A 26,797-nucleotide genomic window follows, 5' to 3' on the forward strand; every position below is an offset into this window, starting at 1 on the left:
GAAATGAAAAAATGGTTATTAGCACTGTTAGCACTAATTTTAACAGCGGGACTTGCAGCTTGTGGAACTTCTGAGGAAAACACTGGAGGAGAAGGCGGCAAGGAAGAAAGCAAAAAAATCGTCGTAGGTGCTTCAAACGTACCTCACGCAGAAATTCTGGAAGAAGCAAAAGCATTACTTGAAGAAAAAGGTTACGAGATGGAAATCAAGACATTCAATGACTATGTTGTGCCAAACCAGGCCCTTGATTCAGGCGAGCTGGATGCTAACTACTTCCAGCATATCCCTTACCTTGAGTCACAAATGGCTGAACATGGCTATAAGTTTGAAAATGCTGGCGGCATCCACATCGAGCCTATCGGTATATATTCCCAGGAACATACTACACTGGATGATCTGCCAAAGGGTGCGCACATCATTATGAGCAGCTCAGTAGCAGACCATGGCCGTATTTTGACAATGCTTGAAAAAGAGGGATTGATCACCCTTGAAGAAGGCGTAGAAAAAGTAACAGCTACAATTGATGATATTGCAGAAAATCCTAAAGAACTAAAGTTTGATACAGAGTATGAAGCAGCAATGCTTCCGCAGATCTTCAACAATGGTGAAGGCGACGCAGTATTGATCAACTCCAACTATGCAATTGACGCTGGTTTGAACCCTCTAAAGGATTCTATCGCAATCGAGGAGAGCGATTCTCCTTATGTGAACGTAATTGCTGTACGTGAAGGAGATGCTGACAAGCCAGCAATCAAGGCGCTGGTTGAAGTGCTTCATTCAAAAGAAATCCAGGACTTCATCCTTGAAAAATATGAAGGTGCAGTCGTACCAGTAAAAGAATAACTCCTAACAAAAGCAGGCGGGCAGCCTGCTTTTTCTTTTTGCCGCATAACGGGCCAGGAAAATTAACATACTAACCGAGAAAAAAGCAGATTGGAGTGGAAACAATGGAGCATCATTATGAACCCCGGAATTCAACAGAAGCAGCTCTTCATGAATATAAGCAAGGATTGGGCATTTTCACGCAAAAAATGCCGGAGCTTGCAAGCCACTATAATGCATTCACGGAAGTATGTTTTCAGGAAGGAACCTTGACGCAAAAAGAAAAACAATTGATTGCACTTGGGATTTCTTTGTATTCCCAGGATGAATATTGCATTATCTACCATTTGAAAGGATGCCTTGATCAGGGGGCGTCCGAGGAGCAAATTCTGGAGGCGGTTGGAGTTACAGCTGCATTTGGCGGCGGCGCAGCAATGAGCCAGGCCGTGACACTCGTCCAGGAAGCAATGTCCGAACTGAATACTTTGAAGCAGTAAAAACTGTTAAATTCAGTTCAAATGGCTGTTAAATAACAGGAAAGGCTTCAATTGGGAGGATATTGCCAGTATTCTAAGAATGACAGAGGTGAAGTCGCGTTAGGCCGCCATATTCCATCACATCCAAAAATTAACGGTTTTAACCGCTTTGATAGTGGTAAATAAAAGGTGTTAAGATTGCATTATCAAAAAAACGCTTATTAAAGCGAAAAACCGAAGGGATGATTCACTATTAGTCAGCTCAAACTGAACTACACAAGTGAAATGGAAAAAGCAATGCATGGAGCTCATGGAATTAGTTACGAGGTATACAGCATGAACCATGACGCAAGAATGGAAGTCGAAAGAAAACGCGAAAGAGATTATATCAAAAGCCAACGGATGGTCGCAGACCTGGACAGAAAAGTCCACTCGTAAGCGAGAGAATATATTATATAGAAGAAACTCTTTGGGAACCAGTGTGAATGATGCACTGGTTTCTTTATTATGTTGTACTGAAATTACCTCGGGGAGATCAGTTTCCTACTCAAGCCGTTATTGTGACAGGTTTGGTGCCAAAAGGGGAGAAGCTGTCCGAAGAAAGGGGAACTTTAGACAGGTTTGTTGCCAAAGGAGGAAAAGTTGTCCGAAGTAGAGGTAACTTCAGACAGGTTTGGAGCCAAAGGAGGAAAAGTTGTCCGAAGTAAAGGTAACTTCAGACAGGTTTGGTGCCAAAGGAGGAAAAGTTGTCCGAAGCAGAGGTAACTTCAGACAGGTTTGGTGTCAAAGGAGGAAAAGTTGTCCGAAGTAGAGGTGACTTCAGACAGGTTTGTTGCCAAAGGAGGAAAAGTTGTCCGAAGTAGAGGTAACTTCAGACAGGTTTGTTGCCAAAGGGGGAAAAGTTGTCCGAAGTAGAGGTAACTTCAGACAGGTTTGGAGCCAAAGGGGGAAAAGTTGTCCGAAGTAGAGGTAACTTCAGACAGGTTTGGAGCCAAAGGAGGAAAAGTTGTCCGAAGTAGAGGTAACTTCAGACAGGTTTGGTGTCCAAGACGAAAACTTGTCTGAAAAGGAGCAACTTCAGACAGGTTTGGAGGAACCAAGTGAAAAGTAGTCCGAAGTCGGTCTAACTTCGTATCGGGCCTAGCCTCCGTAATTAATCCAGCAGGATCCTGCATTGCTTAGGCCATCTAGTACATTTTTTTATAACAGAAGGTGAAAAATAAAATGATGTACAAGCTTTGAGCGGATATCCCGACTTTAAATTGCTTGTTCTGTTAAAATGAAATCGTGTTATGTCGTCGTGTCGCATGTCGCCATTCAGCAAGCTGAATGGCGGGTTGGGGGAAGTGGAAAGAAGACTAGGAGGTCCATCTGCAGAATAAGAAGTATGTCAGGGTTTCTGCTGATTTTTGACATACATCGTGAAGCTGACGCTTCACTGGCTTTTCATCCACGGCTGAAAACTGCCGTGTGGAAATGAAACGCTGCGAGCAAATGAATTTGCTCGGTCGTTTCCTTCCCACTCGGCATGAGCCAAAAATCAATGGGGGTTTGACAAAAATCTGCGGGGTTCGTTGTATTTCTTTCCACTTCTAAAGTGTTGCTAACACTTTTCATTTGTTATAAGATTGTAATGAGAATAAAATGAGAATAGAGCTAAAGACGGCAATAGTCGGCTTAAAATCTTTTCTATATTGACGGAGGTAATATTATGGCAGGATCTGTATTATCAATTAAGGACCTTCAAGTTGAGATTGAAGGCAAGCAGATATTAAAAGGTGTGGACATCGAAGTAAAGGGTGGAGAAATCCATGCGATCATGGGACCAAACGGTACTGGTAAATCCACTTTATCTTCTGCAATCATGGGTCATCCGAAATATGAAGTAACAAACGGTTCCGTAACTTTAGATGGCGAAGATGTTCTGGAAATGGAAGTTGATGAAAGAGCTCGTGCTGGTCTTTTCCTTGCGATGCAATATCCAAGCGAAATCAGCGGTGTAACGAATGCTGACTTCTTGCGTTCTGCTCTGAACAGCCGTCTTGGTGAAGGGAATGAAATTTCACTTATGAAGTTCATCCGCAAGATGGATAAGCAAATGGAATTCCTAGAGATGGATCTGGATATGGCACAGCGTTATCTTAACGAAGGTTTCTCCGGCGGCGAGAAGAAGCGTAACGAGATTCTACAATTGATGATGCTCGAACCAAAAATTGCAATCCTTGACGAAATCGACTCAGGTCTTGATATCGATGCATTGAAGGTTGTTTCTAAAGGAATCAACCAAATGCGCGGCGAAGATTTCGGCTGCTTGATTATCACTCACTACCAGCGCCTTCTTGACTACATCACTCCTGACTATGTTCATGTTATGATGCAGGGCCGCATTGTTAAGTCTGGTGGACCAGAACTTGCACAGCGCTTAGAAGCAGAAGGATACGACTGGATTAAACAAGAACTGGGCATCGAAGACGAAACAGTTGGGCAAGAAGCTTAAGCGTTGGGGGGATTTATAATGACTACGGAAACGAAATGGGCTTTTGACCAGGAGTACATTACTTCCTTCTCAAAAGAAATGAATGAACCGGAATGGCTGACAGAGCTTCGTGTACAATCACTTGCGAAAGCTGAAGATCTTTCCATGCCAAGACCGGATAAAACGAAAATTGACAAGTGGAATTTCACTCAGTTTGAAAAACTGCTTGTGAAAAGCGATGTCTTTTCATCCATCGACGAACTTCCTGAGGATGTTAAAGCGCTAGTAGACCAGGAAGCAAAGGAAAATAGCCTTTATGTGCAGCGTAACAATAAGCCTGCATACCTGCAGCTTTCAAAGGAAATGCAGGAGAAGGGCGTTATTTTCACAGATATTTTCACAGCCGCACGGGAATACAGCGACTTGCTGAAGAAATATTTCATGACAGCTGTTAAAAATGACGAGCACCGTTTGACTGCTCTTCACACAGCTTTCATGAACGGCGGAGCATTCCTTTATGTTCCTAAAAACGTTCAGCTGAACAACCCTATTCAGGCAATCTTCCTGCATGATGATGCTGAAGCGAACCTTTTCAATCATGTGCTTGTAGTTGCTGAAGATAATAGTTCTGTGACATATGTCGAGAACTATATCTCAACAACTGGCAAAGTGAACGGATTGGTGAACATCGTAACTGAAGCAATCGCTGGCCAAAACGCGAAAATCCAGTATGGTGCGGTTGATACATTGGCTGAAGGCGTTACAACTTATGTGAACCGCCGCGGCCACGCAGGAAGAGATGCTCGCATCGAATGGGCTCTTGGCATGATGAACGATGGAAACACAATTTCTGATAATGTAACCAACCTTGTTGGTGACGGTTCTTACGGCGACACAAAGACTGTAGTTGTCGGACGTGGAGAACAGACACAGAATTTCACAACTAGCATCATCCATTTCGGTAAAAATTCCGAAGGCTATATTCTGAAGCACGGTGTTGTGAAGGATAGCGCAACTTCAATTTTTAACGGAATTGGTAAAATCGAGCATGGCGCTTCCAAGTCTAATGCAGAACAGGAATCACGCGTTCTTATGCTTAGCGAAAAAGCACGTGGAGACGCGAACCCGATTCTTCTGATCGATGAAGATGATGTAACTGCTGGTCACGCTGCATCTGTTGGACGTGTCGATCCATTGCAGCTTTACTACTTGATGAGCCGCGGTATTCCAAAAACTGAGGCAGAGCGCCTTGTCATCCACGGATTCCTTGCACCAGTTGTAAATGAGCTTCCGATTGAGGGAGTTAAGAAGCAGTTGGTTGAGGTAATCGAAAGGAAAGTTAAATAATGAACGCCCGCGAAATTCGTGAATTATTTCCGATTTTAAATCAGGAAGTCAATGGCAGCCCGCTAGTCTACCTTGATAGTGCGGCAACATCACAAAAGCCGGTGCAGGTAATCGAAGCGCTGGACAAATATTATCGCGAATACAACTCCAACGTCCATCGCGGTGTGCACACTCTTGGAACAAGAGCCACTGATGGGTATGAAGGATCAAGGGAAAAAGTCCGAAAGTTCATTAACGCAAAATCAATCGAAGAAGTCATTTTCACCCGTGGTACCACAACTGCAATCAACACGATAGCTGCAAGCTATGGCCGTGATCATCTAAAAGAGGGCGATGAAATAGTCATCTCCTATATGGAACATCACAGCAATATCATCCCGTGGCAGCAGGTGGCAAAACAAACGGGCGCAACTTTGAAATATATCGACTTGCAGGAGGATGGCACGATTTCACTTGATACTGTCAGAGAAACCGTGACAGAGAATACGAAAATCGTCTCCATCATGCAGGTTTCCAATGTACTGGGTGTCATGAACCCGATCAAGGAGATTGCCGAGATCGCACACCAGAATGGTGCAATCATGGTCGTCGATGGAGCCCAAAGCGCTCCGCATATGAAGATTGATGTTCAGGACCTAAACTGCGATTTTCTCGCTTTTTCCGGACATAAGATGTGCGGGCCGACCGGTATCGGCGTATTATATGGCAAAAAGGCACTTCTTGAAAAAATGGAGCCGGTTGAATTTGGCGGCGAAATGATTGATTTCGTAGGTCTTTACGAATCAACATGGAAAGAGCTGCCGTGGAAATTTGAAGCCGGAACACCGATCATTGCTGGTGCGATTGGTCTTGGTGCCGCAATCGACTTCCTGAATGAGATCGGACTCGACAATATCGAAAAGCATGAACACGCACTTGCGGCCTATGCCATGGATAAAATGTCTGAAATCGAAGGCATGACGATCTATGGACCGAAGGAAGCCGGCAAGCGTGCTGGACTCGTAACTTTCAATATTGATGATGTGCATCCACATGATGTGGCAACTGTATTAGATGCTGAAGGAATCGCCGTCCGCGCGGGACACCATTGTGCTCAGCCTTTGATGAAGTGGCTGAAGGCATCCGCGACAGCACGTGCAAGCTTCTACCTGTACAACACAGAAGAAGATATTGACAAGCTCGTAGCCGGACTTGTCAAAACAAAGGAGTATTTCAGCGATGTCTTTTAATAATTTAGATAACCTTTATCGTCAAGTTATTATGGATCACTATAAGAACCCTCGCAATAAAGGTGTTTTGGAAGAAGGCAGCCTGACAGTCAATATGAACAACCCGACATGCGGCGACCGCATCCAGCTGACGATGAAAGTCGAAGACGGCAAGGTAGCGGACGCAAAATTCGAAGGGGAAGGCTGCTCGATTTCCATGTCCTCTGCTTCAATGATGACGCAGGCGGTCAAAGGAAGACCCATCGAGGAAGCTTTAAAGCTTTCAACGGTTTTTTCTGACATCATGCAGGGAAAAGATTATGAAGAGGATGATCTCGACCTCGGGGATATCGAAGCACTGCAAGGTGTGGCGAAATTCCCAGCAAGGATCAAATGTGCTACTCTTGCATGGAAGGCAATGGAGAAAGGCCTGAAGGAAGAGGAAGACAGCCAATAAGAAATCATCACCTGATGATTTTTTCCGAAAGGGCTGCGGGGGATTGGCCTGCAGCGAACAACTACAAAGCAGGAAACCTGGTTTCCTTGCTTTAAGAATGGAGGAATTCGACGATGGCTAAAAAAATGCCAGAGATCGGTGATTATAAGTACGGATTTTCCGATAAAGACGTTTCCATCTTCCGGTCTAAGCGCGGCCTGACGCGTGAAATCGTTGAAGAAATTTCAAAAATGAAGGAAGAGCCCCAGTGGATGCTGGACTTCCGTTTAAAATCATTGGAGCACTTCTACAATATGCCAATGCCTCAATGGGGCGGCGACATGGCTTCATTGAATTTTGATGAAATCACTTACTATGTAAAACCTTCTGAGCGCTCTGAAAAATCATGGGATGAAGTTCCAGATGAAATCAAGCAGACGTTTGACAAGCTTGGAATCCCTGAAGCTGAGCAAAAATACCTTGCCGGTGTTTCTGCGCAGTACGAATCAGAGGTTGTATACCACAACATGAAGGAAGAACTTGAAGACCTTGGAATTGTCTTTAAGGACACAGATTCTGCTTTGAAAGAAAATGAAGACATTTTCCGTGAGCATTTCGGGAAAGTCATCCCTCCAACAGACAACAAGTTTTCAGCATTGAACTCTGCGGTCTGGTCTGGTGGATCTTTCATCTATGTTCCAAAGGGCATCAAAGTGGATACTCCACTTCAGGCGTATTTCCGCATCAACTCTGAAAACATGGGCCAGTTCGAGCGTACACTGATCATCGTTGATGAAGGCGCGCACGTACACTATGTTGAAGGATGTACAGCTCCTGTTTACACAACGAACTCGCTTCACAGTGCGGTCGTTGAAATCATCATCAAAAAGGACGCATATTGCCGCTATACAACCATCCAAAACTGGGCAAACAACGTCTTCAACCTTGTTACAAAGCGTGCGGTCTGTGAAGCGAACGCGACAATGGAATGGATCGATGGCAACATCGGCTCCAAGCTGACAATGAAATACCCGGCAGTCATCCTCAAGGGTGAAGGCGCACGCGGTATGACATTATCAATCGCAATCGCTGGTAAAGGCCAGCACCAGGATGCAGGTGCGAAAATGATCCACCTTGCGCCAAACACATCATCAACCATCGTATCAAAATCGATCTCAAAGCAAGGCGGAAAAGTAACATACCGCGGTATCGTCCACTTCGGACGCAAAGCCGACGGCGCCCGCTCAAACATTGAGTGCGATACGCTGATCATGGATAACAAGTCTACTTCAGACACGATTCCATACAATGAAATCCTGAACGACAACATTTCTCTTGAGCACGAAGCGAAGGTTTCCAAGGTTTCAGAAGAGCAATTGTTCTACCTGATGAGCCGCGGAGTCTCCGAAGAAGAAGCAACAGAAATGATCGTAATGGGCTTCATCGAGCCATTCACAAAAGAATTGCCAATGGAATACGCTGTCGAAATGAACCGCCTGATCAAGTTCGAAATGGAAGGTTCTATCGGTTAATATTGATAGATACGGGAATCCACCTGCTTATGGCAGGTGGATTTTTTTGTTCTTTTTAAAAACAGCAGTTTTAGATGGTGAATTTTTTACATAAATAGGAAGATGGCACGATTATCGTGTACTTTGGAAAGATTAATGATGATTAGTGGGAGATTATTGAATTGAACGGAATAAATATGCGATAAGTTTGGGAGATTAAGCCCTTTGATTAGGAGAATAATTTTTCCAGCTCGTTACTTAGCTTCAAAATCAAGCGGTGAATTACCGCATAAAAAGGAATTCAGTGCGATTTCGTTAGATTTTGGTGTAATCAATCAATTTCTTGTCCAATAGATTCAACTTTTGGTGAAGATCAATCAAATACTTTTACAATAAATACGACTTTTGATGCAAATCAATCAATTTCTTGTGCTGTAGTTTCACTTTTCGATGCAAATCAATCAAATTCTTGTACAATAGTTTCAACTCTTAGTACAATCCACCTCGATTTTCATGAGATTAATGTGATTTTTTAATATAAAACGCAGGCTAACGGGCAATTATGCAAAACAATCTGCAATCAATCGATAACAAAATGCAATATTCCCTTTAATGGCGGACCCCAGGTTGTTTCTCCATTTCAATTGTGGGGAAATATGCTATCATGAAACTAAAATGGAGGTGCACAGATGATTATTGTTGGCTTAACGGGCTGGGGGGACCATGACAGTTTATATGAAGGCAAGGTTTCACCGCGTGATAAACTGAAGGAGTACTCCAGCCACTTTCCTGCAGTTGAGGTCGATGCCTCTTTTTACGCTGTGCAGCCTGTGAGGAATGCCGCGAAATGGGTAGAGGATACACCAGACAATTTTCAGTTCATCGTAAAAGCGTACCAGGGAATGACCGGGCATCAGCGCGGCGAAATTCCTTTTACTGATAAACATGAGATGTTCAATGCGTACAAAGAGTCGCTCCAGCCTTATCTTGAGTCGAATAAGCATGCGATGACGCTTTTCCAGTTTCCGCCGTGGTTTGACCTGCGCAAGGAGAATGTCGATTATTTGCGCTGGTGCCGCGACCAAATGGGGGATATCAATTGTGCGCTCGAGTTCCGCAACCAATCATGGTTCAGAGATGAAATGCGCGAGAAGACACTGGAGTTTATGAGAAAGGAAAAATGGATCCACAGCATTTGCGATGAACCGCAAGCAGGGGAGGGCTCCATTCCTACAGTTCTCGAATCCACTTCCAATGATAAGGTACTAGTCCGCTTTCATGGCCGCAATGTCCATGGCTGGAACAAGAAAGGGAAAGGCGAGGACTGGCGCGAGGTTCGCTATCTATATCGCTATAATCAGGCAGAATTACAGGAATGGTCAGATCACCTGAAAAAGCTGAATGAGAGTACTTCCCAGGTTTTCGCATTGTTCAACAACAATTCCGGCGGGGATGCTGCGGATAATGCTAAACAGATGGTCGAGCTGTTGGATATCGAATATGAAGGGTTAAACCCAAGGCAGCTTGATTTGTTTTAGATAATTTGCACCCTCCTGGCACCATGCAGGGGGGCACTTCATTTTAAAAAGAGGATGGATGGTTAGATGGAAGAAGTTATTCATATTTACCATACGAATGATTTGCATAGCCATTTGGAGCACTGGCCGAGCATCCATAAGCTTGTGACCGAGCGACGGCGCTGGCATGAAGAAGCGGGTGATGAGGTTCTTGTTTTCGATATTGGCGATCATATGGACCGCTGGCACCCTTTATCTGATGCGACTAGGGGAAAGGCGAATTGCCGCCTTCTGAACGAAGCGGGGTACGATGCAGCGACGATAGGGAATAACGAAGGCATCACTCTTCCTTTCGAGGATCTGGATTCGATGTACCTTGAAAAAAGTTTCGAACTGCTGGTTGCGAATCTTTATAAACAGGATGGAAACAGACCGGCTTGGGCGAAGCCATATCATGTATACATAAGCAGCAAAGGAACGAGGATCGGTGTTATTGGCGTCACAGTGAATTTTGCACGGTTTTATGCACAGCTGGGCTGGAAGCTGAATGACCCGATTGATGAGCTGGAAAAATGCATCGACCAACTGAGAGATGAAACCGACATTATTATTCTCCTGTCACATCTAGGGATACATGATGATGAACTGATTGCCGCGAAGTTTCCGGAGATTGATGTCATTCTTGGCGGCCATACCCACCACATTTTACATGAGGGCAAGGAAGTGGGCTCCAGCTTGCTGGCGGGAGCAGGGAAGTTTGGGTACTATACCGGTCATGTAACCCTGAAGCTGGATGAAAAAACAAAGCGGATTTTACACAGGAGAGCCGTTCTTTATGATATGAATGAGGCAGATCAGGCTCAAGGCGAAAAAGCAATGGCAGAAGGGTATTTTCTCGAAGGCAAAAGGCTGATGGCAGAAAGTGTTGCATCTCTGCCACAAGAATTAAAGGCAGACCCACTGCAGCCTTCAGAGCTAACAAAGATGCTCACTCAGGCATTACGAGAATGGTGCGATGCCGATTGCGCTTTCATGAATGCCGGCATGATCCTTAAAGGCCTGAACCGGGGAGAAGTCACGAAATTCGACTTGCTGGAGATCTGTCCCCATCCAATCAATCCTTGTACGATCAGGATGTCAGGAGCAGAGTTAAAAGAAGTACTCCTGCAGACCAGGGATGAAAAATGGCCCCATCTGCAGATAAAGGGTCTCGGCTTCCGCGGCACCGTCATGGGGATCATGGAGTACGATGGTATCAAGTTTCAGCAAAAAGGGAATGTACAGCAGGTTCTCATCAATGGAAAGCTGATAAACCCTAAGGAACACTATACACTGGCCATTCCTGATATGTTCACATTCGGCCGCTTCTTCCCGGAAATCCAGCGGGCTGAGGAAAAACGATATTGGCTTCCTGAATTCCTTCGCAATTTGCTTGAGTGGAAGCTGGCGTCTTATTAGAAGGCTGTTTTTGTATGAGATGAAATTCTCATCAATTTTCACCATTATGTGATCAAGATATCACGCTTTTCCCCTCTCCTTCATAGAGTGTTATTGGGATTGAAGGAGGGAGTTGTAATCATGATCGACATGTCACCTATAGAAATAGAAGGCAGGACATTTTTATGCATTTCTGTAAAACTGCCAAAGACAAACCTGCTTGTCGTTACAGGAGATAAAGGATACATTATGTGCGGAGCGCTGGATGTCGCACTTCTCAATGAAAAACTAAAGGGCAGGAAGGTTATTGCCGGCAGGGCGGTTGGGGTAAAAACGATTGATGAATTGCTTGAAGCCCCGCTGGAGTCCGTTACCTATGAAGCGGAGAATCTTGGCGCAACAAAAGGTATGATCGGCAAAGAAGCATTATTGCTCATGAATTAAAAAGACAGCCCGAGCAGGCTGTCTTTTTGCGTATTTATATGAATATATTGTGGCATTTGTTAAGAATGAATATCCCTATCCGATATATTAACTGAACTGCTTTTTTCCCAATTCGAAAAACAAAAGGTATCACCATTCAAATAATTATTGTGATAGAATATAAGGAAATATTGTCGTTTTATGTAAAATTTTCTTTTTTTTCGAAAGTTATCGGCGGAATTAGCCAACACCAACTAACAGATAAAGTGGGAATAGACATGAGACTCGTAGCCACCACATCGGTAGAGGAAGGGGCTTTACTCGGGAAAGCCATCTATAATGACAAGGGCCAAATCCTGCTTAATGTGGGTGCGCGGCTCGAGCGGAAGATTCTGAATCGGCTTGAAGAGTTTGGGATTGATTATATTTATATAAAGGATCCTGATACTGAAGATATTATCGTGAAAAATTCGATATCAGATGACCTGCGGATCAATGCGGTCATGACGATAGGTGAAACGTTCAAGCAGATTCAGCTGGATTCAAAGATATCGCAAACCTTCGTACTCGAAAAATCGGCGAGGAAATTCAAGAAGCTGGTTGTTGCTTTGCTTGATGAACTGAACAACAGCAAGGAGCTTTTAAACCTGCTTTCTGATGTATTCATTCATGACCATTATATCTTTTCGCATTCCCTGAATGTAACACTCTACGCTCTTGCGATTGGAATAGAAATGAAACTGCCCCCAAAGGAATTGGAACAGCTTGGGCTGGGAGCAATTTTGCATGATGTTGGGAAAATGAAAGTGCCTGAGGACATTTTATCGAAGCCAGGCAAGCTGACTGCGGAAGAGTTCCAGATTATTAAGGCCCATGCAGAGGATGGCTTTGAGCTTCTAAGGAATATCCCGACTGTTTCGCTGATTGTCGCCCATTGTGCATACCAGCATCATGAACGGTTGAATGGTGCCGGGTATCCCCGTGGATTGAAAGAGGATGAAATCCACTTATTCGGTAAAATACTTGGTGTGGCAGATGTGTTTGATGCGGTTACGTCCAATCGTGTTTACAGACCTGCCATGCTGCCGCATGAAGGACTTGAAATACTTTATTCAGGCTCAGGCAGCCTGTTTGATCCGAAAGTGGTCGACGCCTTCCGAAGGGCTGTGGCGATCTATCCGGTTGGTTTGACAGTCATCCTGAGTGATGGACGCAAGGGAGTTGTGGCCGAGCAGAATCCCGGCTTGAGTGAGCGGCCTGTTGTCCGCATTTTGGAGGAAAGCGGCCGAAAAATCATGCCGTATAATCTTGATTTACAATCACATTTATCTGTGATGATTGTCAGCTGCGATACGATCATTAAATATGATTACGCTAATAATCATTGATTTAAGTTTGCTGATTGGATAGTCCAAGCAGTATTAGAACAAGTTTTTAGGCTAGTTCCCCCCTTTGAAGCATACATATAGCTTTAGAGGGGGGATTTGTTTTGGCAAAATTCGGCCGGCGGCTGCCTCGGAAAGGGCCCTTGCCTTTCAGGTATGTATTCCTGCTGACATTCGTCTTTTTTTCCTTTTCAACAGCAGGAGGATTGTGGATTATAGATAAAGGGCTCGAGCCCACATTGATGAAGTACGCAGAATCCCAGACAAGGAAGATTGCCACCTTGGTGATCAACAAGGCCATCAATAAAAAAATCGCCAGCGGGATGGATATTGATAAGGTCATAGAATTCGTCCCTGTCGATGGCGGAACGACCACTGTAGTGAAATTCAATACTGAAATCATCAACAGGGTAAAAGCAGAAACGACTAATATTGTGCAAATGAACCTGAAGGAAGCGGAAAGAGGGAATCTCACCTCGCTTGAGATGCTATCTGATGTCGAGCTTGTTACCGACGAAGAAGACAGGGAAGCTGGGATCATCTATTATGTTCCTTTGGGCCAGGCCACCAATAATGCACTACTAGGTAATATGGGGCCGAGAGTTCCAGTGAAATTCAATGCGATTGGCGATGTGACAGCCGATGTCGTGTGGGAGACAGAAGAACATGGAATCAACAATACACTGATCAATGTTTCGGTCAGGGTCAAAGTAAATGTACAGATCATCATTCCTTTTGCGACCGAAATTGCGACTGTGCAGGAAAATATTCCAATTGGCAGCTTCTACTACCCAGGAAAAGTTCCCCAGTTCTACAATGGCGGCGGAGATACATCACCAGCCATCCAGCTTCCTGGAGAATAAAAACAGTTGTCAAGTTAACGATATTGTTATATTATAAAATCAATTGAATAATAAACCACATCATTCCGATGGGGTAGAGGCGCAGGGTTCATGAGTAAGCTGTGTGAGGATGACAACGTTGATCACAGCTCAAAGGGAATTTTGCCGAAGCAATAATAAGTGAGTCACATTTTTTATTGCTGGGGATACTTTGAACAAGAGTATCACTGTCATTATGGAGATAAATCCATAATGGGGAGCTACAGATCGTGATGGAGACACTAGTTGCTTATTAAGGGCAGCGATAGAATGTTCTCTATCGTTGCCCTTTTTTGTATTTTTTTAAAAGAAAGTAACTAAACTCTTTTCATGTAAAAGTTTCCCCCTGTCAAAAACAAGGAGGAGAAAGAAAGAATGGAAAACACAATTTTTTCATTGCTGCCGCCATTAGTGGCAATCTTAATGGTAGTAATCACAAGGCGAGTGCTGTTGTCCTTGGGGACCGGCATCGTCGCAGCTGCTTTTTTGATGGCTGACTTTAATATCGCAGAAACATTTGCTATTATGTGGGACGCGGCTAAAGGAATCGTTGTCGCTGATGGGGAATTGAACACATATAGCCTGTACATCATCCTTTTCTTATTATTATTGGGTACAATCACTGCGTTCATTTCCATTTCAGGCGGTAGCCGTGCGTTCGGCGAATGGGCGATGAAGCGTGTGAAAACAAGAGTCGGAGCACAGCTTGTCGGCGCATTTTTGGGAGTAATAATTTTCATTGATGATTATTTCAATGCTCTGGCAGTCGGCCAAATTACACGTCCGATCACAGACCGACAGAAAGTTTCACGTGCAAAGCTTGCTTATATCATCGATTCAACCTCAGCGCCAATGTGTGTCATCTCGCCGATTTCCAGCTGGGGTGCATACATCATTGCTTTGATCGGTACAATCCTTGCTGCCCACGGTGTGAATGAATATAGTGCGTTCTCAGGATTCATGCAAATTGTGCCAATGAACTTCTACGCACTTGCAGCATTAGCAATGGTCTTTATCGTAGCTCTTCGAAACATCGAAATTGGACCTATGAAAAAGCATGAAGAGCGTGCAATCATGGAAGGAATTGTCGTTCCTCAGGACAAGCCTGTACCTGGCGAACTGAAGGATGACCTGCCTACAAGCACAAAAGGGACAGTTGGAGACCTTGTATGGCCGATTGTTGCCCTTGTCGCTGGAACAGTTGGCATGATGCTCTGGACTGGCGCAAGCGCTGTTGAAGGTGAAGTAACCATTTTCGGTATTTTTGAAAATACAGATGTTACTAAGTCTCTCGTAACTGGCGGATTGCTTGGCCTTGCTGTAGCGTTGATTCTCTTTGTGAGACAGGCAGTTGTCTTAAAAGGCGTCAATGCCAGTGTATTTGGAAAAGGAATGGTTGAGGGCATTAAATCCATGCTTCCGGCTATTTATATCCTGATCTTCGCATGGGTCATTGTTGATTTGATTGGAAGACTTGAAACTGGCAAATATCTTGCTGGTATTGTTGAAAGCTCGAATATCAATATCTCATTTCTGCCGTTCCTGCTATTCCTAGTAGCTGGAATCATGGCTTTCTCAACAGGAACTTCATGGGGATCATTCGGCATCCTGCTGCCAATTGCAGGGGATATCGCAGCTGCAGCTGATATCACCATGATGCTGCCAGCGTTGGCGGCTGTATTGGCGGGTGCGGTTTTTGGTGACCACTGTTCACCAATCTCCGATACGACGATCCTGTCATCCACTGGGGCTGGCTCACATCACTTAGACCATGTCATGACCCAGCTTCCGTACGCTTTGATCTCTGCGGCGATTTCATCTGTCGGATTCCTGATCATTGGTTTCACTGGAAGCACGGTGGGTGCACTTGCAGCTGTGGCAATTTTGCTTATTGCTTTTGCTTTCATTTTCGGAAGCAGGACAACCCAGGAAGAAGTGCTAAAAGAAAATCTAGCAGAATAATGTTATGGCTGTCTGACTCTCAGACAGCCTTTTTCATATTTTTAAGAAAGCGGGAATAGAATCCTAATTAATAGGGTGTTTTGGTATAGTTGGGAAATTATTTTGAAAAAAATTTTATTATGACTCAAATAATATTTTGACAAGCAATTAAAAACTAGCTATACTATTCCTAGACTAAATAATCTGAAAATATAAAACTTTCTAATTATCAACATTTTCCAGGTGATTAGAAGGCAAGGGGGATTAAAAATGGAAAATCGTCCACAGTGGGGAACGAGAGCAGGATTTATTCTAGCAGCGGTAGGTTCGGCAGTAGGGTTGGGAAATATTTGGCGTTTCCCGGGAGTAGCTTATGAAAATGGCGGAGGAGCATTCTTCTTCCCATACTTGTTTGCACTTCTGACAGCTGGTATCCCGATCTTAATCTTGGAGTTTACGCTCGGCCATAAGTATCGTGGTTCTGCACCGCTAAGCTTTGCAAGATTCAATAAAAAATCAGAATGGATTGGCTGGTGGCAGGTTGCTGTTTCATTCGTCATCTCGACTTACTATGCAGTCATCATTGCCTGGGCAATGTCTTACGCTTATTTCTCGCTAAGCAAGCAGTGGGGGGATGACCCGACAGGTTTCCTAATCGGCGATTATTTAAAAGTAGTTGACGCTGGCACTGTTGGAAGTATCGTACCAGGTGTATTCCTTCCATTAGTGATTGTATGGGTGATCACTCTTGGTATTCTGTTCAAGGGAGTCAAGAAAGGTATTGAAGTTGCGAACAAGGTTTTCATTCCTGCACTTGTTATTTTATTCATGGTTATCGTTGTTCGCGCTTTAACTCTAGATGGAGCAATTGATGGTGTCAATGCATTCTTCAAGCCAGACTGGAGCCAGATCTTTAATGGTAAAGTATGGGTTGCAGCATATGGACAGATTTTCTTCAGTTTATCCATCGCATTTGCAATCATGATCACTTATTCAAGCTATCTTCCTAAGAAATCTGATATTACTAACAACGCATTCATTACTGCGTTTGCTAACTCTTCTTTTGAACTGCTTGCTGGTATCGGGGTATTCGCGGCATTGGGCTTCATGGCAATGGAGTCAGGGCAGCCTATTGACGAAGTGGTAAGCAAAGGGGTAATTCTTGCATTCGCGGTATTCCCGCAAATCATTAATGAACTGCCGGCATTCAGCTCGGCATTCGGAGTACTGTTCTTCGTCAGCTTGACACTTGCTGGACTGTCTTCATTGATTTCAATCGTTGAGACTTATGTTGCTGGTGTACAGGATAAATTCAACGTATCACGTACAAAAGCTGTTGCAATCGGCGGTGGTCTTTCCGCTTTGATTTCTATCCTGTTTGCAACGCAGGGCGGCCTGAATTTCCTTGACTCAGCTGACGCTTTTATCAATAACTATGGAGTGGCTCTGGCTGGACTTGTCCAGGTAGTATTCATTGCCTGGGTTGCTAAGGAACTTGACAGCCTGCGTGCGCACGCTGATAGTGTTTCTGATATCCGTCTGGGAAGCTGGTGGAATATTTCCCTTAAATATATTACGCCAGTAGTACTTGGCATCATGATGGTCATGAATATCCTTACAGATATTAAAACAAGCTACGGCGGCTACCCGGTAATCTTTAATGTTTACTCTGGATGGCTAGTGGCAATCGGTGCGATTGTAGTCGGGTTTATTTTCGCAAAGGCAAAGAAGTGGGATGCAACACTTTATGAAATTCCACAAGACAAGGGGGTTTCAAAATAATGGATGCTAGCGCATTAGCAATGATGGTTGTAGGTATGGTCATTATTTGGGGAGGACTTGCAGCGAGTGTTTTGTATGCTGTCAAGAAAGCCCGTTCATAAAATGGAAAGGCCAACCGAAATGGTTGGCCTTTTTGAATGCTTACTTTTTCTTGAGCCTTGCCCTCTCCTGCCTTGCCCATGATTTAAGATGTGGGTATGGGTCAAAGGACCATTCAGTATATCCATTGTCCTTGTACATGCCATAATGCAGGTGGGGAGGAAATTTTCCGCTAGTTCCTGGAGGGCCATACCCCGAGCTGCCGACACCGCCAATGACTGTGCCTGGTTCGACGATTTGCCCAACTTTAAGGTCTTTCGCGAAACCGCTCAAGTGGGCATAGTAATGATAGGTATTATTGATATCTCGTATTCCGACACGCCATCCGCCATACTTGTTCCAGCCTTTCATTTCCACGATGCCATACCCTGTCGCACGTACAGGCACTCCATAGCCAGCAAAAATATCTGTTCCTTCATGGATCCTTCTGCCACCCCAGCCGCGGGCGTCACCCCAGGTATTGTTATAGCTGTGATTGCTTCTTAGTGGCATAGGAAAGGCATGAGTATCAAGGTCTAAACGTCCAAAATGCTTGTAAATCATCGCTTTTCCAATAATGATACCAACAGTTTTATCACGCTTATAGTAGTTCCACAGCCCAATTTTTAAGTTTTCATGGTCTGTACCATATGAAAGCAAGTATTGGGCAAAAGCCTGGAGTACGTCCTCGTCATCCCTCAAACTTGCTTTACCATCACCATTCCCATCAAACCCAATTCCATTGAAAAATTGAATGGAAACGGGATTGTCATCTTCAACATCAGGGTTCAGGAGTCCTGCCCATTCTTCCGGCTTAAAATAAATCCCGGCTATTCCTTCCGCCTTTGGTAAATCTTTTCTTGCCTGGCGGACATTCCGCTCATATTGGTCCACCGCAGCAATGTAGTACCAGGGAATCTGGCTGACCGCTTCAACTTTTGTATAGAGTTCCATTCTTTTTTTGTAAACATCTTCTTGATCCTGCTCAGCTGCATATGCATTATCATTTAACAGGACCGGGGAAAGTAAAAAAAGAACGATAACTACTTTAAGGATTTTCACCGTAATCCTCCCTTCAGGATATGGATCCCTTTAATTTCCAGCTCCAGCGCTTCATTTTGGTAAAAGCCAGCGCATCCGCTTTTCTTTGTCTAGCTCCAGCGCCTAGCCCCTCGAGACGCTTCGGTCCGTCCAATGAAGTCAAAGAACAACTTCACCGTCGGCCCTCCAGTGCATGCGGGGCTGACCAAGGCGCATCCGCTTTTCTTGTTATAGTTTGCGATGATGGGGATTTTTCATAAATATCAAATAATGGTAATCGCAAAGCTATCGTACTTGTCGATAGTTTTTCATTGTGTTAAAGTGACATCAGAAGCTGTATACCGGCCTGTATTTTTACATGGTGTTCTTGATGTAATGCAGCAGGAATGGAGTGAAAATAATGAGCAAAAAAGAGGTACAGAGAAAGCCTGACTGGCTGAAAATAAAGTTAAATACGAATGAAAACTATACTGGCTTAAAAAAGATGATGCGCGAGAAAAATTTACATACTGTTTGTGAAGAAGCCAAATGTCCAAACATACACGAGTGCTGGGCTGTTAGACGGACGGCTACCTTCATGATCCTCGGGGATGTATGTACGCGTGCATGCCGTTTTTGTGCTGTAAAAACGGGCCTTCCAACTGAGCTTGACTGGCAGGAGCCAGAAAGAGTGGCGGATTCCGTGACACTTATGAATCTGAAGCATGTCGTCGTAACGGCTGTTGCCCGTGATGACCTGAAGGATGGGGGAGCAGCTGTTTTTGCCGAGACGGTTAGAGCAATCCGCGAGAAAAATCCGTTCACCTCAATTGAAGTATTGCCTTCAGATATGGGCGGAGTTGAGGAGAACCTGAAAACACTTATGGATGCACGTCCAGATATCCTGAACCATAACATCGAAACTGTTAGAAGCCTGACGCCAAGAATCCGTGCCCGCGCAACTTACGAGCGTTCACTGGAGTTTTTGCGCCGTGCAAAAGAAATGCAGCCAGATATTCCTACGAAATCCAGCATCATGGTTGGACTGGGTGAAACCAAGGAAGAGTTAATTGAAGCGATGGATGATTTACGTGCCAACAATGTGGACATTCTTACGCTTGGTCAATACCTGCAGCCTTCCAAGAAGCATCTAGAGGTTCAAAAATACTATCATCCTGATGAGTTTGCCGAGCTTAGGGAAATAGCGCTCAAGAAAGGCTTCAGCCATTGTGAAGCTGGTCCTCTTGTCCGTTCATCCTACCATGCCGACGAACAGGTCAACTCTGCAGCAAAGCACAGACAGCAGCTTGCGGAGCAGGAAGCCCAGCAGGCGTAATTGAAAAGCGCAAGCGTCTTGGTCAGCCCTTACAAGCGCTGGAGCTAGATACTAATATTAGTTTTTTGAAAACCTAAAAAAGAGTTCAGCATCCATGCTGAACTCTTTTCATTATTTTCCTTGTTGCATCTGTCTAGAAAGATCGTCTTTGTCCGTTTCTTCGTTCAATTCACCCTTGGCTTCGCCATTCGCATTTTCACCAGTGCTCATATCGCGGCCTTGAGGAGATTTAAGCATTTGTTTAACCACTCCATCAACTAACTCATCGACATCACGGTTATCGGTATCAAGTGAAGCAAAGTTTTCGACTTCATTGCGCAGAGTGGTATCATCTGATACGTACACATGGAACCAGCGCGGTACGACTGACATTGCCATACGCTTCACCTGGTCAGCTGTCTCGTTGCGATTTTGAGAATCTGTTGCGTATACAATCAGCACTTCTTCATCCGTCACGAGTGTAGATACATCATCCACATTTTGGGCCATCAAGCTAAATCTGCTGATCATGTCCGCAATTTGCTCGCGGTCGATTGCCTGGTATGCGTTTTGCCCATTATCGGCGCCCATCACTCCTGTTCTTTGATGGCGCACATACCCGAAGTCCTCGCTTCTGTTTTGCATTCCTTTGCGTCCACCTTCATTGTATAAGTCTGGACGCTGATCGTTTACATTGAGTGTGTTACCGCTTTGCTGGTAGATTCCAGCTCCGCCATCACGGCCTGCTGGTGACGCGTTATCGTCACCGCCTGCACAACCCGTCATAGCCACGGTTCCGCAGATGCCAAGAGCCATTAATGCTTTTTTCAATTAAAAACACCCCCTAATCATTAGAATGGCTCTGAAATTATTTTTTTTGCTTAGTAATTGATGGGGAATAAGTTATAATTAAGAAAAGCTAAGGATAAAGACAGATTGTTACGGAAAAAGAGGTGGACCTACCGATGATTTGCATCAATAATCTATGCTATGAAATAGTGGATGAAAGCAGGGACGGCTTTAATGAGGAAGCCTTTCGCGCCAGATACAGCGAGATATTGACGAAATACGACTATATTGTTGGGGACTGGGGATACGGACAGCTTCGGTTAAGAGGCTTTTTCGATGATCAAAACCAGAAGTCAACTTTCGATACGAAAATCAGTACCGTCAGCGAGTACTTATATGAGTATTGCAATTTTGGCTGTGCCTATTTCGTCGTCAAGAAGGTCGCGAAACAAGCCCAGGATAAATAAAGAAAGAATGAAAAAATGCTCCAATCAACATGATTGGAGCATTTCTTGTGGTTAAGGAATTTATAAAAGTTATTGAGTTGTGGATAACTCTCTGAAGTTTTCTTAATCCAGCTCCAGCGCCTAGCCCCTCGAGTCGCTTCGGTCCTGCCAATGAAGTCAAAGAACGACTTCACTGTCAGGCCCTCCGAGGCACATGATGTGCTAGACCCGCCAGCCACAGGACGTGGCGTCATAGGAGGGCAGCGCTTGTCGGGGCTTAACGAGGCGCTTGCGCTTTCTGTTCTTTCTTATAAATCGCTATACGGCGGCTGTTCACTTTCATTCGGGTCATCATGGGTTGGGTGGGCGCCCGCTTCTTTCCGTGGAGTTCCCTGATGAAGGGACTTGAACTCATAGTTGAAGTTACTGTAGGACCGCTGCCCTTCACGCCACGGCGTGCTTTTGCCTTCTACAGGTTCATCTTTCCTGAACGGTGAACCATATGGACCTTCTGGATAGTCTTCAGCCGTTACATAGTTGCGCTGCTTTTCTACATTCGAAAAATCAGAGTACTTTTCACTGTCTTCCTTGCTCATAGAACTCACCTTCTTTTGCTTGATATGTTTTTAGTATTTCTTACTAAAGACAAATCAAACAAACAGTTCGTTCCAAAGTTAAAGAATTGGCCGCAGGAAAGAGCGAAGTTCCTCTGCGTCTTCTTCAGAAAGATTGTAAGCAAATTCGAGATACCCTTCTTCATCGAGATCATCCTGGCCGAGGATGGCAAATCGGCTTCCCTGGATATCCATCACGATGCTTTTGCCATAATATCGGCCAGTCTGCATAATGGCAAGATCAAAGCGCTGGTTCTCGCCTACAAAGCTTACATAACGCGTTTTTGTTTCTTCGGTTTCATCGTATAAAAAAAATTGTTCAGTCATCGTGATCCTCCTAGATATGTAATTCCTGCTAAACCATCACTAAATGCGGCTTATGTTCAAGATGATGGTGTGCTGTGATGTAACGGACTGTCTTGGTTTTTGAACGCATAACAATGGAGTGGGTTTCAACAAGATCTCCGCCAAGGAAGCGAACTCCGTCGAGCAATTCACCGCTCGAAACGCCTGTCGCAGCAAAAATCGCATCGTCTCCGGAAACAAGGTCATCAAGCATCAGCAATTGTCTTGGATCCTTCAATCCCATTGCGATGCAGCGCTCTTCTTCCTCAATCGTCTGCGGAACTAGCCTTGCCTGCATATCGCCGCCAAGAGCTTTAATGGCTGCCGCCGAGATGACTCCCTCAGGCGCACCGCCTGTTCCTACAAAAAGGTCGACACCTGTATGGGGCAGGGCGGTCGCAATCGACGCACCTACATCGCCATCGCCGAACAGCTTCACTCTGGCGCCTTTTTGCCTGACACGTTCAATAAGGTCATCATGGCGGTCACGTTCCTGAATGATGACCGTTAAATCCTGGATTCGTTTATTGTTGGCTTCGGCTACGATTTCGATCGTCTTCTCAATTGGGTCATCAAGACTGATTTTGCCAGCTGCACTTTTGCCGACCGCGATTTTTTGCATGTACATGTCTGGTGCATGAAGAAGGGTGCCTTTATCTGCGACCGCTATGACGGCCATTGCATTATTATGACCCTTGGCGACGATATTCGTCCCTTCCAGCGGGTCCACCGCAATGTCGACTTTTGGGCCCATCCTAGTGCCAAGCCTTTCACCTATATAAAGCATTGGAGCCTCATCCAATTCCCCTTCACCAATGACGACAATCCCATCCATATTGACTGAATCGAACATTCTGCGCATGGCCGTTGTGGCTGCATCATCCGCTTCATTTTTCTTGCCGCGGCCCATCCACTGTGCAGATGCCAGCGCAGCAGCCTCCGTAACCCTTACAATTTCAAGTGCCAATTCGCGTTCCAAATGATTCTCCTCCATTATCGACAGCATCTCACTCAACAACAATCTTACCAGAAAAATCCCGATTTCTGAATTTTTCAGAGGATTTTTTGTCATTTTACATGGCAAGTTCAAATCCTGACAGCTATGGCTGGTTATGAGGAAAAGCTGTCAAAAGAAAGCCCAACTTAAGACAGGTTTGGTGTGAAAAGGGGAAAAGCTGTCAAGAAAAAACCGTAATCGTGACAGGTTTGAAAGGAAAAGAGGAAAAGCTGTCAAGAAAAAGCCGTAATCGTGACAGGTTTGAAAGGAAAGCAGTAAAAGCTGTCAAGAAAAAGCCGTAATCGTGACAGGTTTGAAAGGAAAGCAGTAAAAGCTGTCAAGAAAAAGCCGTAATCGTGACAGGTTTGAAAGGAAACCAGGAAAACCTGTCAAGATCATCCTGGACTCACATCAGCTTTAAATAAAACAACAATACACCCCACCCTTTACCCACATTTGCACTATAAAAAAGAAGTAAAAATATTTCGAAATAACTCTCTAGTAAAAAAGGTCTAATTTAGCTAAATATGGTACAATTAAGAAAAAGTTCTAGCGATCTTCTGAGAGGATTGAAACCTATGGCCCGCCGTGTTACTAGCATATTAGACAACCTGCTTGGTTGGGGGAAAATAATGTTGCCTCATTCATCAATTTGTTATTACCCTCCGCAGTTCATTTTGAGGGATCCTGTCGTATCTGGGGTGAAGAAGGCTTTTAATAATGGATTTGAAGTTGCTGTTATCGCATACACGATCAAGAATCATCAGGACCTTGCTTCACAGCTTGGTGAGGAGAACTGGAAGTTTCATCAGTCTTTGAAACGGCATTTCAAAGCGGTGATCGAAAAGGAAATCGATAAAGAGGACATGATTGTCCTGCATGATTACTTTAGCGACAGCCTGAGCCTGTTCATGCGGATTGACCATAACAGGTACTGTATCTCCGAAATCGATGCGAAAATGAAGAAAATCCTCAGAGAAGCGGAAAGCAGGATTTTCCTTGAGCACCCTACTGTCCAGCCTGCCTTTGATACCGGATTTATTTTTATCGATAAATCGGTTGGTTCCATTCATGGTGCTGTCTTAAAGGCACACCAGCAAGCTTTTGCGATGGCCGAGAAACGAATCCAAACTGAATTCAATGAAATGGTCTATGAAATGAGAAGAATTATTGCGGAGCAAAATATCAAGCTTTTAGCGCAGCCTATCATAGACGTCGCCACAAAGGAAATCCGCGCCTGGGAGATGCTGACCAGAGGGCCTGAGGGAACGGAGCTTGAGAGTCCATTGCAGCTATTTTCCGTTGCCCGGCAGACAAATATGCTGTATGACCTGGAAATGATTGTGCTGAGAAAAACGCTTGAGCAAATCACGTCGACTGGCTGCCGTGATGATATTTTCATTAATTTCACGCCGATTACCCTCGGGAATTCCAGATTCATCCGGGACCTGAAAAATCTGATGCAATCATTTGAAAGCATCCAGCCGAATCAGATCACGTTGGAAATCACCGAGAGGGACTCGATTGAGGGAATCGAGAATTTTATTTATAATATAAAGGTCTTAAGAGGAATGGGAATCAAAATAGCGGTTGATGATACTGGAGCAGGATATGCCAGCTTGAATACGATCAGTGAAATCATGCCAGATGTCATTAAGATCGACCGTTCCGTCATCGAGAATATTGATAAGAACTCTGTTAAGGAGTCGATGCTGAAAGGTCTGCTGCTTGTTGCCAGGGAAGCAGGGTCCACCGTCATTGCCGAAGGGATCGAAAATGAACACGAAGCATCTGTTCTCTCTAGGAATAAAGTAGAACTGGCACAGGGGTATTTTTATGCCCGCCCCGGATTACTGAAAACCGTCTAGCATCTTATGAGGTGATATGGAATGTACTTTGTCGACAGGGAACAAATTGAAGAAACATTGCAGTTTTTAGACAGGCAAATCGACTTTTTCGAAAGCAATGGGCCATGGGAAACGCCAATGGAAAAATCAGCCCTCGAGCGTTCAGCGCATACGATGATTGAAGCTGTTCTCGATGTGGGAAACGCGATGATTGATGGCTTCATCATGCGCGACCCGGGAAGCTATGAAGACATCATTGATATTTTGGATGATGAAAAAGTGGTTACGAAGGAAATGAGCGCAGGATTGAAAAAAATCGTCCTTTTTCGGAAGATGCTTGTCCAGCAGTACACTGCCGTGGACCATGCCAGCCTGATTGAAAACTTCAAATCTGAGCTTCCTCATCTCAAGCTTTTTTCGGAAAAAGTGAGAGAGTACCTTACGAATGAACTAGGACCGGTTTCCGCTTTTAAAAAGTAAATATGACAGAAGAGACCGTTATATTGCGGTCTCTTTTATGTTTATTGTCCTTTGAAAGGTGAACAGTGAGCTTTGTCCTTTGCACTTGCTGCCTGGCTTTTATAAAATAGGAGTATTCGTTTTTAAACAAGATGGGAACGATATAATTAGGAGTGATCACCATGAAAAAGTATAAAGGTTATTTAATTGATTTAGATGGAACAATGTATCGAGGTTCAGAGCGCATCGAAGCCGCTTCTGATTTTATAAAAAGGCTGATTGAAGCTGAAATCCCGTATTTATTTGTAACGAATAATTCATCACGCACACCGTCACAGGTGGCGGAAAAGCTCCGTGGCTTTGATATCCCAACGACTGAGGAGCAAGTTTTCACGACAAGCCAGGCAACGGCCAACTATATTTATGAGCAAAAAAATGATGCGACGGTATATGTGATTGGTGAAGAGGGAATCCAGACGGCAATCCAGGAAAAGGGATTGAAATTTGCCGGAGAAGATGCTGATTTCGTTGTTTCCGGAATCGACCGCGGCATTACATATGAAAAGCTGGCTGTAGGCTGTCTTGCGGTCAGGAACGGGGCAACCTTCATTTCGACAAATGGGGACATTGCCATTCCGACTGAACGAGGCTTGCTTCCGGGGAACGGTTCGCTGACTTCCGTAATTGCTGTTTCTACACAAACAGATCCAATTTTTATTGGAAAGCCGGAATCAGTGATCATGGAACAGGCTTTAAAGGTACTTGGTACAAAGAAAGAGGAGACTCTTATGGTCGGGGATTACTATGATACCGACATCCTTGCAGGCATGAGGGCAGGGATGGACACACTCCTCGTCCACACAGGGGTAACAACGAAGGAACTTCTTAAAGGGTATCAAGAAATGCCAACCTATACAGTGGATTCGCTGGACGATTGGGAAGTATGAAAAAAAAGGGACTTGAGCCGTATTCGGTATCAAGTCCCTTTTTAAAAATTATAAAGTTAACTTTTTATACTAGGACTACTGTCCAGCTCCAGCGCCTAGCCCCTCGAGTCGCTTCGGTCCGCGCAATGAAGTCAAAGAACGACTTCACCGGTCGGCCCTCCAGCGCTTGTCGGGGCTGACCAAGGCGCTTGCGCTTTTCTTTGTCCAGCTCCTGCGCCTAGCCCCTCGAGTCGCTTCGGTCCGCGCAATGAAGTCAAAGAACGACTTCACCGGTCGGCCCTCCAGCGTTTGTCGGGGC

26 protein-coding genes and 1 riboswitch are annotated in these 26,797 nt (G+C 44.6%); of the genes, 21 read left to right on the top strand and 5 right to left on the bottom strand.

The window, feature by feature from the left end; translation table 11 throughout:
• Positions 1-3 precede the first annotated feature (3 nt).
• From J7E37_RS19500 to J7E37_RS19570, 16 genes are all read left to right on the top strand, one after another.
• A complete protein-coding gene (locus J7E37_RS19500) occupies positions 4-843 on the top strand; it encodes a MetQ/NlpA family ABC transporter substrate-binding protein (RefSeq protein WP_214776234.1) in 840 nt (279 codons plus the stop codon).
• A 104-nt stretch (positions 844-947) separates the two neighbouring features.
• On the top strand, positions 948-1,319 hold the full coding sequence (locus J7E37_RS19505; RefSeq protein WP_214776233.1) for a carboxymuconolactone decarboxylase family protein: 372 nt from the start codon (positions 948-950) through the stop codon (positions 1,317-1,319).
• A 276-nt stretch (positions 1,320-1,595) separates the two neighbouring features.
• On the top strand, positions 1,596-1,736 hold the full coding sequence (locus J7E37_RS22665; protein WP_167833588.1) for a YuzK family famiily protein: 141 nt from the start codon (positions 1,596-1,598) through the stop codon (positions 1,734-1,736).
• Between the two features lie 1,273 nt (positions 1,737-3,009).
• Positions 3,010-3,795, top strand: coding sequence for a Fe-S cluster assembly ATPase SufC (gene sufC / locus J7E37_RS19510; RefSeq protein ID WP_214776231.1), 786 nt, complete (start codon positions 3,010-3,012; stop codon positions 3,793-3,795).
• An 18-nt stretch (positions 3,796-3,813) separates the two neighbouring features.
• On the top strand, positions 3,814-5,121 hold the full coding sequence (sufD, locus tag J7E37_RS19515) for a Fe-S cluster assembly protein SufD (protein ID WP_215026510.1): 1,308 nt from the start codon (positions 3,814-3,816) through the stop codon (positions 5,119-5,121).
• Complete coding sequence (locus J7E37_RS19520; protein WP_214776229.1) at positions 5,121-6,350, top strand: cysteine desulfurase; 1,230 nt, start codon at positions 5,121-5,123, stop codon at positions 6,348-6,350. Before sufD ends, J7E37_RS19520 begins: the two co-directional genes overlap by 1 nt.
• Positions 6,340-6,786 carry a Fe-S cluster assembly sulfur transfer protein SufU gene (sufU, locus tag J7E37_RS19525; RefSeq protein WP_192470132.1) on the top strand — a complete coding sequence of 149 codons (447 nt, stop codon included), beginning with the start codon at positions 6,340-6,342 and terminating at the stop codon, positions 6,784-6,786. The genes J7E37_RS19520 and sufU overlap by 11 nt, the downstream gene beginning before the upstream one ends.
• Positions 6,787-6,899: 113 nt before the next feature.
• On the top strand, positions 6,900-8,297 hold the full coding sequence (sufB, locus tag J7E37_RS19530; protein ID WP_214776228.1) for a Fe-S cluster assembly protein SufB: 1,398 nt from the start codon (positions 6,900-6,902) through the stop codon (positions 8,295-8,297).
• Positions 8,298-8,965: 668 nt separating this feature from the next.
• The gene (locus J7E37_RS19535; protein WP_215026512.1) at positions 8,966-9,814 is read left to right on the top strand and encodes a DUF72 domain-containing protein; all 849 of its coding nucleotides are present in this window, start codon (positions 8,966-8,968) and stop codon (positions 9,812-9,814) included.
• Positions 9,815-9,880: 66 nt separating this feature from the next.
• Complete coding sequence (locus J7E37_RS19540) at positions 9,881-11,251, top strand: bifunctional metallophosphatase/5'-nucleotidase (protein ID WP_215026514.1); 1,371 nt, start codon at positions 9,881-9,883, stop codon at positions 11,249-11,251.
• A 120-nt stretch (positions 11,252-11,371) separates the two neighbouring features.
• A complete protein-coding gene (locus tag J7E37_RS19545; protein ID WP_214776225.1) occupies positions 11,372-11,674 on the top strand; it encodes a YunC family protein in 303 nt (100 codons plus the stop codon).
• 257 nt (positions 11,675-11,931) lie between these two features.
• Positions 11,932-13,041 (top strand): HD-GYP domain-containing protein, encoded by a 1,110-nt coding sequence (locus J7E37_RS19550; RefSeq protein WP_215026515.1) that lies wholly within the window; start codon positions 11,932-11,934, stop codon positions 13,039-13,041.
• A gap of 101 nt (positions 13,042-13,142) precedes the next feature.
• Entirely contained in the window at positions 13,143-13,901 is a 759-nt protein-coding gene (gene yunB / locus J7E37_RS19555) for a sporulation protein YunB (protein ID WP_214776223.1), read from the top strand.
• A 66-nt stretch (positions 13,902-13,967) separates the two neighbouring features.
• Positions 13,968-14,151: riboswitch (Lysine riboswitch) on the top strand.
• A gap of 143 nt (positions 14,152-14,294) precedes the next feature.
• A complete protein-coding gene (locus J7E37_RS19560) occupies positions 14,295-15,881 on the top strand; it encodes a Na+/H+ antiporter NhaC family protein (protein ID WP_215026517.1) in 1,587 nt (528 codons plus the stop codon).
• 249 nt (positions 15,882-16,130) lie between these two features.
• Positions 16,131-17,642: a sodium-dependent transporter gene (locus J7E37_RS19565; RefSeq protein ID WP_215026520.1), complete on the top strand. Its 1,512-nt coding sequence runs from the start codon at positions 16,131-16,133 to the stop codon at positions 17,640-17,642.
• Positions 17,642-17,743 carry a methionine/alanine import family NSS transporter small subunit gene (locus J7E37_RS19570; RefSeq protein WP_192470140.1) on the top strand — a complete coding sequence of 34 codons (102 nt, stop codon included), beginning with the start codon at positions 17,642-17,644 and terminating at the stop codon, positions 17,741-17,743. Before J7E37_RS19565 ends, J7E37_RS19570 begins: the two co-directional genes overlap by 1 nt.
• Positions 17,744-17,783: 40 nt before the next feature.
• Here J7E37_RS19570 and J7E37_RS19575 read toward each other — a convergent pair whose 3' ends face one another.
• Positions 17,784-18,734, bottom strand: a complete 951-nt coding sequence (locus J7E37_RS19575; protein ID WP_251009772.1) for a M23 family metallopeptidase — start codon at positions 18,732-18,734, stop codon at positions 17,784-17,786.
• Between the two features lie 427 nt (positions 18,735-19,161).
• Between J7E37_RS19575 and lipA the strand changes: the two genes are divergently transcribed.
• Positions 19,162-20,076 (top strand): lipoyl synthase, encoded by a 915-nt coding sequence (lipA, locus tag J7E37_RS19580; protein WP_215026524.1) that lies wholly within the window; start codon positions 19,162-19,164, stop codon positions 20,074-20,076.
• A 111-nt stretch (positions 20,077-20,187) separates the two neighbouring features.
• On the opposite strand, the gene J7E37_RS19585 is transcribed toward lipA, so the two are convergent.
• Positions 20,188-20,886 (bottom strand): YhcN/YlaJ family sporulation lipoprotein, encoded by a 699-nt coding sequence (locus J7E37_RS19585; protein ID WP_215026526.1) that lies wholly within the window; start codon positions 20,884-20,886, stop codon positions 20,188-20,190.
• A gap of 134 nt (positions 20,887-21,020) precedes the next feature.
• On the opposite strand from J7E37_RS19585, the gene J7E37_RS19590 reads away from it, so the two are divergent.
• A complete protein-coding gene (locus tag J7E37_RS19590) occupies positions 21,021-21,311 on the top strand; it encodes a YutD family protein (RefSeq protein ID WP_215026529.1) in 291 nt (96 codons plus the stop codon).
• A 287-nt stretch (positions 21,312-21,598) separates the two neighbouring features.
• On the opposite strand, the gene J7E37_RS19595 is transcribed toward J7E37_RS19590, so the two are convergent.
• From J7E37_RS19595 to glpX, 3 genes are all read right to left on the bottom strand, one after another.
• Complete coding sequence (locus J7E37_RS19595; RefSeq protein WP_214738950.1) at positions 21,599-21,886, bottom strand: cytosolic protein; 288 nt, start codon at positions 21,884-21,886, stop codon at positions 21,599-21,601.
• A 78-nt stretch (positions 21,887-21,964) separates the two neighbouring features.
• Positions 21,965-22,231 (bottom strand): DUF3055 domain-containing protein, encoded by a 267-nt coding sequence (locus tag J7E37_RS19600; RefSeq protein WP_214776216.1) that lies wholly within the window; start codon positions 22,229-22,231, stop codon positions 21,965-21,967.
• Between the two features lie 28 nt (positions 22,232-22,259).
• Positions 22,260-23,228 (bottom strand): class II fructose-bisphosphatase, encoded by a 969-nt coding sequence (glpX, locus tag J7E37_RS19605; protein WP_215026532.1) that lies wholly within the window; start codon positions 23,226-23,228, stop codon positions 22,260-22,262.
• Positions 23,229-23,878: 650 nt separating this feature from the next.
• On the opposite strand from glpX, the gene J7E37_RS19610 reads away from it, so the two are divergent.
• The 3 genes from J7E37_RS19610 to J7E37_RS19620 all read left to right on the top strand — a co-directional run bounded on the left by J7E37_RS19610 (position 23,879) and on the right by J7E37_RS19620 (position 26,499).
• Positions 23,879-25,114, top strand: coding sequence for an EAL domain-containing protein (locus J7E37_RS19610; RefSeq protein ID WP_251009769.1), 1,236 nt, complete (start codon positions 23,879-23,881; stop codon positions 25,112-25,114).
• Between the two features lie 21 nt (positions 25,115-25,135).
• Complete coding sequence (locus tag J7E37_RS19615; protein ID WP_214776214.1) at positions 25,136-25,573, top strand: DUF86 domain-containing protein; 438 nt, start codon at positions 25,136-25,138, stop codon at positions 25,571-25,573.
• Between the two features lie 161 nt (positions 25,574-25,734).
• Positions 25,735-26,499: a TIGR01457 family HAD-type hydrolase gene (locus J7E37_RS19620; protein WP_214776213.1), complete on the top strand. Its 765-nt coding sequence runs from the start codon at positions 25,735-25,737 to the stop codon at positions 26,497-26,499.
• Positions 26,500-26,797: the final 298 nt, after the last annotated feature.

The sequence above is a fragment of the Bacillus sp. ISL-39 genome (genome assembly GCF_018613295.1).
Taxonomy (GTDB): Bacteria; Bacillota; Bacilli; order Bacillales; family Cytobacillaceae; genus Mesobacillus.